This is a genomic window from Devosia sp. (assembly GCF_017307565.1).
In the GTDB taxonomy this organism is placed as follows: domain Bacteria; phylum Pseudomonadota; class Alphaproteobacteria; order Rhizobiales; family Devosiaceae; genus Devosia.
Window position 1 is genome coordinate 1 of sequence record NZ_JAFKHD010000225.1, and the last position, 8,177, is coordinate 8,177.

8 protein-coding genes are annotated in these 8,177 nt (G+C 65.8%); all 8 read left to right on the plus strand.

Annotated features, from left to right (window positions below; genetic code table 11):
* Positions 1-25 precede the first annotated feature (25 nt).
* On the plus strand, positions 26-565 hold the full coding sequence (locus J0I64_RS07285; protein ID WP_291406932.1) for a phage tail tape measure protein: 540 nt from the start codon (positions 26-28) through the stop codon (positions 563-565).
* 1 nt (position 566) lies between these two features.
* Positions 567-1,187 (plus strand): DUF2460 domain-containing protein, encoded by a 621-nt coding sequence (locus J0I64_RS07290; protein ID WP_291406933.1) that lies wholly within the window; start codon positions 567-569, stop codon positions 1,185-1,187.
* Positions 1,184-2,074 carry a DUF2163 domain-containing protein gene (locus tag J0I64_RS07295; RefSeq protein WP_291406934.1) on the plus strand — a complete coding sequence of 297 codons (891 nt, stop codon included), beginning with the start codon at positions 1,184-1,186 and terminating at the stop codon, positions 2,072-2,074. Before J0I64_RS07290 ends, J0I64_RS07295 begins: the two co-directional genes overlap by 4 nt.
* Positions 2,071-2,487, plus strand: coding sequence for an NlpC/P60 family protein (locus J0I64_RS07300; protein WP_291406935.1), 417 nt, complete (start codon positions 2,071-2,073; stop codon positions 2,485-2,487). The genes J0I64_RS07295 and J0I64_RS07300 overlap by 4 nt, the downstream gene beginning before the upstream one ends.
* A gap of 148 nt (positions 2,488-2,635) precedes the next feature.
* Entirely contained in the window at positions 2,636-6,367 is a 3,732-nt protein-coding gene (locus tag J0I64_RS07305; protein ID WP_291406936.1) for a glycoside hydrolase/phage tail family protein, read from the plus strand.
* Positions 6,357-7,094: a glycosyl hydrolase 108 family protein gene (locus tag J0I64_RS07310; RefSeq protein ID WP_291406937.1), complete on the plus strand. Its 738-nt coding sequence runs from the start codon at positions 6,357-6,359 to the stop codon at positions 7,092-7,094. Before J0I64_RS07305 ends, J0I64_RS07310 begins: the two co-directional genes overlap by 11 nt.
* A 118-nt stretch (positions 7,095-7,212) precedes the next feature.
* Positions 7,213-7,512, plus strand: a complete 300-nt coding sequence (locus tag J0I64_RS07315; protein WP_291406938.1) for a hypothetical protein — start codon at positions 7,213-7,215, stop codon at positions 7,510-7,512.
* A gap of 22 nt (positions 7,513-7,534) precedes the next feature.
* Positions 7,535-8,177 (plus strand): response regulator transcription factor (locus tag J0I64_RS07320; RefSeq protein WP_291406939.1); only part of this gene is annotated, 643 nt, incomplete at its 3' end.

Sequence of the window (8,177 nt, forward strand, 5' to 3'; positions counted from 1 at the left end):
GAGGCTTTGATGGAGAGGTTTCCAGATGGCCGGTGATCTCTTTGACGAAGATTTCAGGAACGAGCTGAGCGATGTGTCGGTCGAGATCAGGCGCATCCATTCACTGGCCGATGGGGTGGCGCGGTCGATTTCGTCGGGCTTTCGCAGTGCGCTGATGGACGGGAAATCGCTGGAGTCGGTGATCGTCGGTGTCGGCAGGGCGTTTGCCGACATGGCGCTGAAGGCGGCGTTCAAGCCGCTGGAGACGTTGGCCGGCAATGCGCTCGAGGGGCTGTTTGCCGGACTCAACCCTTCGATCATTCCGCATGCCAAGGGCGGGGTCATCGCGACGCCGACGTATTTTCCGCTGGGTGGCGCGCTGGGGTTGGCGGGCGAAGCGGGGCCGGAGGCGATCATGCCGCTGGCGCGCGGACCCGATGGTCGGCTCGGTGTCGCCGGCGGTGGGGGCGGGGTGCATGTGACGTTCAATGTGACGGCGACGGATGCGCGCAGCTTCGCGGCGAGCGAGGCCGAGATGAGCGCGATGCTGCTCAGGGCGGTTCGCAGGGGAACCCGGGGGAGCTGAGATGGCATTTCATCATGTGCGGTTTCCGCTCGATATCGCGCTGGGCGCGCGGGGTGGGCCGGAACGGAAGACGGATGTCGTGACGCTGGCGGGCGGGGGCGAGCAGCGCAATGGGCGCTGGGCGCATTCGCGGCGGCGCTACAATGCCGGTTATGGGGTGAAATCGCGGGCGGATATGCAGGCGGTGCTGGCCTTTTTCGAGGAAAGACGCGGTCGGCTGCATGGTTTTTTGTGGCGCGACGGGATCGATCATTCCTCGGGCGGCGCGGTGCCGTTACCGGGGGATCAGGCGATTGGGACCGGCGATGGTGTGAAGACCGGCTTTCAACTGCTGAAGCGCTATGGGGCGGCGTTTGATCCGTATTTTCGGCCGATCAGGAAGCCGGTTGAGGGTTCGGTGCGCGTGGCAGTGGCTGGGGTTGAGCGGACCAGTGGCTGGGCGGTGGACGGGACGACCGGCGTCGTCAGCTTTTCTGTCGCGCCGGCTGTGGGGGCGGCGGTGAGTGCGGGGTTTCTGTTCGATGTGCCGGTGCGGTTCGATACGGATCGGCTCGATATTGAATGGTCGAGTTTCGATGGGGCCGAGGCGCCAAATATTCCGCTGGTGGAGATTTTGCCATGAAGGCGATTGGCGCGGGACTGGCGGCGCATCTCGACCAGGGCGAGACGACGCTGGCGCATTGCTGGCGGGTGGTTCGCAGCGATGGCGTGGTGCTTGGATTTACCGATCATGATGTAGAGCTGGCGGTCTCGGGAACCACTTGTCGGCCCATGCATGGGCTGGTGGGTGGTGAGGTGCCGGCGCGGCTGGGGGCGCAGGTGGAGACCGGGGAAGTGCTCGGCATTTTGCACCACGACGCCATCGACGACGAGGACATTGCGCTCGGGCGCTATGATGGTGCGCGGGTGGAAAGCTGGTTGGTGAACTGGGCGGAGCCGAGCCAAAACCTGCTGCTGCGAGTGGACACGATCGGCGAGATCGTGCGCGAGGATGGCACGTTTCGCGCCGAACTGCGCTCGGCGCAGGAGGCGCTGAACACAGTGCAGGGGCGGCTCTACCAGGGGCTTTGCGATGCTGTGGTGGGGGATGCGCGTTGTGGCGTGAACCTTACGGCGCCGGGGCGGTCGGGGATCGCTACGGTTGTGTCTGTGGTCGATCCGTTTCGGGTGCGGGTCAGCGGGCTTTCGGGCTTTGCCGAGGACTGGTTTGCCTTTGGCATGGGCGAGTGGTCGGGCGGCAAGCGGGTGGGCTTGAAGGATGCGGTGCTGACGCATCGCAAGGGTTCGGGGGGCGATCTCCTGGGCTTTGGACAGCGCGTGGGCGATTGGGTCGTCGCGGGTGATGTGTTTGCCGTGACGACGGGGTGCGATCGGCGCTTTACGACCTGCAAGGCGAAGTTCGGCAATGCGGTCAATTTCCGCGGTTTTCCGCACGTGCCGGGCAGCGACTATGTGCTGCGCTATCCGCGTGAGGGCGATGCGCTCGATGGACGGGCGGTGGTCAAATGATGGCTGAGCCGGTGGTTGCAGCAGCGCGGGAATGGTTGGGTACGCCCTATCGGCACCGGGCTTCGACGCTGGGGGCGGGATGCGATTGCCTGGGGCTGCTGCGCGGGGTTTGGCGGGCGCTTTATGGGGACGAGCCCATGGCGCCGCCGCCCTATCGGGCCAGTGTGCGCGACCCCGAGAATGCCGGGGCGCTGCGAGAGGCGGCGGAGCGGTTTTTGCTGCCGGCGGAGGGGCCGGTTGAGGCTGGGCAGGTGGTGCTGTTTCGCCTGGCCGGGCTCGATGAGCCAAAGCATTGCGGGATCATGGTGGCGGGGGATCGTTTCATTCATGCGCAGGAAAAGCTGGGCGTGGTCGAGGCGTATTTGACCGAGGGCTGGGCCAGGCGGGTGAATGGGCGGTTCTGGTTTCCGTAGCCACGGTAGGCGAGGCCCGCCATTCGAGCGCAGCTCTTATGGCCTTCTCACCTAAATTCGCTCCACCGGAGCGAATTTGCCTTCGGCCGGCTCGAAGTCCCTCAAGGGGCGAGGGGCGAGCAGGGGCTCACTAACAAAGGACCAAAACATGGCGACTTTGGCTTTATCCCTGGCAGGGCAGTTCGCCGGGGCGCTGGTTGGTGGGCCGATTGGCGCAACGGTGGGGCGGGCGCTGGGGGCGTTGGCTGGCAGCGCCATCGATGGCTGGCTCTTCAGCGACAAGAAGAGCGAGCGTCGCGCGTTTGACGTTCGGCTTGGTGGCTCGGTCGAGGGGGCTGCGGTGCCGCGGCTTTATGGCTGGGGGCGTCTTTCGGGAAACATCATCTGGGCACGGGAGCTGGAGCGGCTTGGTGGGGAGACCGCGGGCGCCAAGGGAACGAGCCGGCAACAGGAAGAGGACGAGACCGGCGCCAGCTTTGCCATCGGCTTTTGCGAGGGGCGGGTGGCGCGGCTGGGGCGCGTCTGGGCCGATGGGCAACTGCTCGACCTGAGGGGGCTCAACTATCGCTTCTATTCGGGCAGCAATGGGCAGATGCCGGATGGGCTGATCGAGGCGACGCAGGGGGCCGGCAACGCTCCGGCCTATCGCGGGCTCTGCTACATGGTCTTTGAAAACCTGCCGCTTTCGCGCTTCGGCAACCGCATTCCGCAGATTTCGGCCGAGCTTTGCCGGCCGGTGGGCGATCTGGAAACGTCCATTCGGGCCGTGACGGTAATCCCGGGGGCGACCGAGTTTGGCTATGACCCGGTGCCACGACTGCGCATGGTTGGTTGGGGCACCGGTGCGGCGGAAAACGCGCACGTGCAGCCCGGTGTCAGCGACTGGACAGTGTCCATCGATGAGTTGCGGGAGCTTTGCCCGAACCTCAAGCATGTGTCGCTGGTGGTGAGCTGGTTTGGCAATGACCTCCGCTGCGGGGCCTGCCAGATCGGGCCGCGGGTCGAAGGGGCTAGCCGGGATGTGCAGGGCGTGTCCTGGAGCGTTGCGGGATATGCGCGCGGCTCGGCGCCGGTCGTATCGAGCCATGGCGGGGGGCCGGCCTATGGCGGCACGCCATCGGATGGATCGGTACGCGCGGCGATTGCCGATCTGCGGGCGCGCGGGCTTTCGGTGACGCTCTATCCGATGATCATGATGGATGTGCCGGTGGGGAACGGATTGCCCGACCCCTACGGCGGCGCCCAACAGGCGAGCTATCCCTGGCGCGGGCGGATCACCTGTCATCCGGCGGCCGGCGTGGCGGGATCGCCTGACGGGACGGCGACGGCGGCGAGCCAGGTGGCGGCGTTCCTGCTGGGCTACCGGGCGATGATCATGCACTATGCGCAGATGGCGGCTGAGACAGGTGTCGAGACCCTGCTCATCGGCTCGGAAATGCGTGGGCTGACGACGGTGCGTGGCGCGGGGAATTCGTTTCCCTTCGTTTCGGCACTGGTGGCACTGGCGGCGGATGTGCGGGCTATTGTCGGGTCATCGACGAAGCTCAGCTATGCAGCGGATTGGAGCGAGTATTCGGGCTATCAGCCGGGTGGCGGCCAAAAGTTCTTTCACCTCGATCCGCTCTGGGCCTCGCCTAATATCAATGCCGTGGCGATCGACTGCTACATGCCGGCGGCCGACTGGCGCGATGGCGAGGGACATCTCGATGCTGCGGCGGAGAGCACGCATAGCCTAGATTATCTCGGCGGCAACATTGCCGGGGGCGAGGGGTTCGACTGGTACTATGCGAGCGATGCAGCTCGCGTCGCGCAGGTGCGCACGCCGATTGCCGATGGGGCGCATGGCGAGCACTGGATCTGGCGCTACAAGGACATTTTGGCCTTCTGGGGCCAGTATCACTATGACCGGCCGGGCGGCGTTCGCGCCGGTTCGGCGACCGCCTGGGTGCCGGGTTCGAAACCAATCTGGCTTACAGAGCTCGGGTGTGCCGCGGTCGACAAGGGCGCCAACCAGCCCAATATTTTCGGCGACGCGAAGAGTTCTGAGGGTGGGCGACCTTACTTTTCCAGCGGGCTTTCGGATCCGCTGATCCAGCGGCAGTTTTTGCGTGCGCATTATCGGCATTGGCGGAGCCCGGCGAAGAACCCGGCGGGGATGGTCGATCCCGAGCGGATCTATTGCTGGACCTGGGATGCGCGGCCGTTTCCGGCCTTTCCGGCGCGGACTGACGTTTGGGCCGATGGCGGCAACCACGCGACAGGGCATTGGCTGACCGGTCGACTGGGTGGCATGAGCAATGACGAACTGGCCTCCGCTATCGCGGCGGAACACGGGGCGACGGTACGAGCGGGCGCCTCGGAGCCGATGGTGGGCGGGGTCATTCTCTCGACACCAAGCACGGCGCGGGATGCGCTGGAGCCCTTGCTCGATATTACCGGCCAGCGGCTGGTGGCGCGCAATGGCGTGCTCACCGCGATTTCGGCGCGGGGTGGCACGACCATGCCGTTTGACCGGGAAGAGCTGGCGCAAGGTGATGGCGCGGTGTTGTCCAAGCGCCGCGCGGCGGCGGTGGAGCGGCCGGGGCGGCTGGCGCTGAGCCATATCGACAAGGGGCGGGACTATCTGACGGCCTCGGCGACCGCGGTGCGGCCGGGGGCAGGGCAGCTCGTCAGCGACAGTGTCGACATGGTGCTCGATGGGGCAGCGGCGCGGCTGGCGGCGGAACGACTGCTCGATGATCGGGCCGCGGCGGTGGATACGGTGGAGTTTTCGCTGCCACCCAACCGGTTGGCGCTGGAGCCGGGGGACCGGGTTTCAGTGGATGGCGATGGGCCGTTTGAAGTCACCGAAATTCGCGATGGCGCCGTGCGTCGGGTGACGGCGCGCAGTGTGGCTGCGGGACTGGCCGCGGCAACGGGTGTCGATCGTGCGCCGGCTTCGGCGCCTGTCGAGGGGCTGGCGGTGACGCCGGTGGTTCTCGCGGCGCATCTGCCGCCGCTGCCGAGTGAACCGGCGAGAAGCCGACTGGTGTTTGGCGCCTATGCCAAACCATGGCCGGGGGCGGTGCGCCTGGTCGATACGGCGACGGGAGCGGCATTGCTCGATCTCACGCGGCCGGCGGTATTGGGCGAGGTGGTCGAGGGCATCGATGCCGGGCCGAGGGCAGTCTGGGATCGCCGATCTGACCTGAGTATTCGGCTCTATGGCGGGCATATTGCCGATGGGGCCGGAGAGGCGGTGCTGGCAGGGAGCAACCGGCTGGCGGTGGAGACCGACGGAGGCGCCTGGGAGGTGATCGGCTTTGCAAGGGCTGAGCTTATCGAGGCGGGACGCTATCGGCTGACGCAACTCTTGCGCGGACTTGAGGGGACCGACTGGGCCATGGGGGCGGTCTCGGCGGGACGGCGCGTGGTCGTGCTCGATGGGCGGGTTGGCGTCGTGCCGGTCGAGGTGGGGCGCCTCGGTGAGGAGCGGACGATCAGGGCCTATGCAGGGTCCTCCGATCTCGTCGGGCAGGTGTTGACGGCGACGACGACAGTAGCGCCGGGTTTGCCGCTGGCGCCGGTGCATCTGCAGGCGAGGCGCCTAGGGGCCGGCGATATCGCTTTCTCATGGATGCGTCGTAGCCGGGCAGAAGACGACGCCTGGGGCGCGGCGGAGCCGGCCCTGGAAGTCGCGCCGGAGCGCTACCGATTGTCCATTTTTGACGGCGTGACGCTCAAGCGGAGCATCGAGGTCACTGCGCCTGTGGCCAGCTATGGACTGGCCGAGCAGGGGGCGGATTTCGGTGGCCCGGCAACCGGCTTCGATTTTTCGGTGGTGCAGGTCAGCGCGGCCCTGGGGGCCGGGCATGTGGCGAGGGCTCGCTATGGCGAATGACGAACGGTTCGAAAAATGCCTCGGCGAAGTGCTGCGGCATGAGGGCGGCTACGTCGATCATCCCGATGATCCCGGTGGCGCTACCAATTTGGGTATCACCCGCAAGACACTGGCGCGCTGGCGAAAGGTGTCGCCCTGGACGGCACTGCCCAACGCCGAGGTGCAGGCGCTGACGCGCGGCGAGGCGGCGCTGATCTATCGGGCCAATTACTGGAACACCTGCAGCGCCGGGAGCATGCCGAGGGGCATCGACCTGGCGCTGTTCGATTTCGCCGTGAATTCGGGGCCGGATCGGGCCGTTCGGGTGCTGCAAGCGGCGCTCGGGGTGGCAGCCGATGGCGCGGTAGGACCCGTGACGCTGGCGGCGGCCCAGGCGGCAGACGCGAAACGCGCGATCAATGGGCTGTGCGACAAGCGGTTGAGCTTTTTGAGGGGGCTCGCGAGCTTTTCGGTTTTCGGCCGGGGCTGGACGCGCAGGGTTGCCGAAATCCGCGCGGCCGCCCTCGCCGAGGTCAAAATTCCTTCATCCATGCAACGGAGAACGATCATGACTGCTCTTGTGGGCTATCGGACCTATATCGTGGCGGCCTTCATGCTGCTGGCGGGCGTGGCGCAGGTGCTGGGCGTGGAACTGCCGACGCTCGACGGCGGCTCGGCGGGCAGCCTCATCCTCGAAGCGCTGGCCATCATCTTCCTGCGCAAGGGGCTGAAGGGGGAGGCGGGATAAGGCCGGGCCGGTGATTCCTTTGGCGGGTAGAGACCCTTCCGCAAATGGGGAACAATGCATGGCAACATGAATTGCCTTATTCATGTCCCATTCAGTAAGGCCCCGCTAGTTTGCCCCTATGAAAACGATAGCCCCCAAACCCTCCGCCGCTGCTGCCATCGCCCTGGCGCTCGCTCTTGCCCTTGCCGGGACTGGATCGAGCCAGGCCCAGGCCTGCCTTGATCGGCGACAGATCCAGGAAGCTGTGACTTCCGGCCAGATCATGTCGCTCGATGCGGTGCTGGCTTCGGCCGGCGTTGATTCCAAAGCAGAAGTCCTCAATGTTCAGGTGTGCGACCAGGGCGGACGCTTGGTTTACATCATTGGTGTCTTGACGCCGGACGGCCAGGCGCAGAATTTGGTATTGAACGCGCAATAGTCACTGAGCGGCGGGGGCAGGCATGCGTATTCTGGTTGTCGAAGACGATACCAATCTCAACAGGCAGCTCAAGGAAGCTCTGACCGAAGCAGGCTATGTCGTCGACGTGGCTTTCGACGGGGAAGAGGGGCATTTCCTGGGCGATACCGAACCCTATGACGCGGTGGTGCTCGATATCGGCCTGCCGCGGATGGATGGACTTTCGGTGCTTGAAGAATGGCGGCGGGCGGGGAAAACCCTGCCGGTGCTGCTGCTGACGGCGCGCGATCGCTGGAGCGACAAGGTGCAGGGCATTGATGCCGGCGCCGACGACTACGTGGCAAAGCCTTTCCACATGGAAGAGGTTCTGGCGCGGCTGCGCGCTCTGGTGCGCCGGGCGGCGGGCCATGCCAGCAACGAAATCACCGCCGGGCCGGTGCGGCTCGATGCGCGTTCGGGTCGGGTGACGGTGGACGGGCAGGCCATCAAGCTGACGAGCCACGAATTGCGGCTCCTGAGCTACCTCATGCACCACAAGGGCAAGGTGGTGTCGCGCACCGAACTTACCGAACATCTCTACGATCAGGATTTTGACCGCGACAGCAATACGATCGAGGTCTTTGTGGGGCGCCTGCGCAAGAAGCTGCCCGACGATTGCATTCAGACCGTGCGCGGTCTGGGCTACC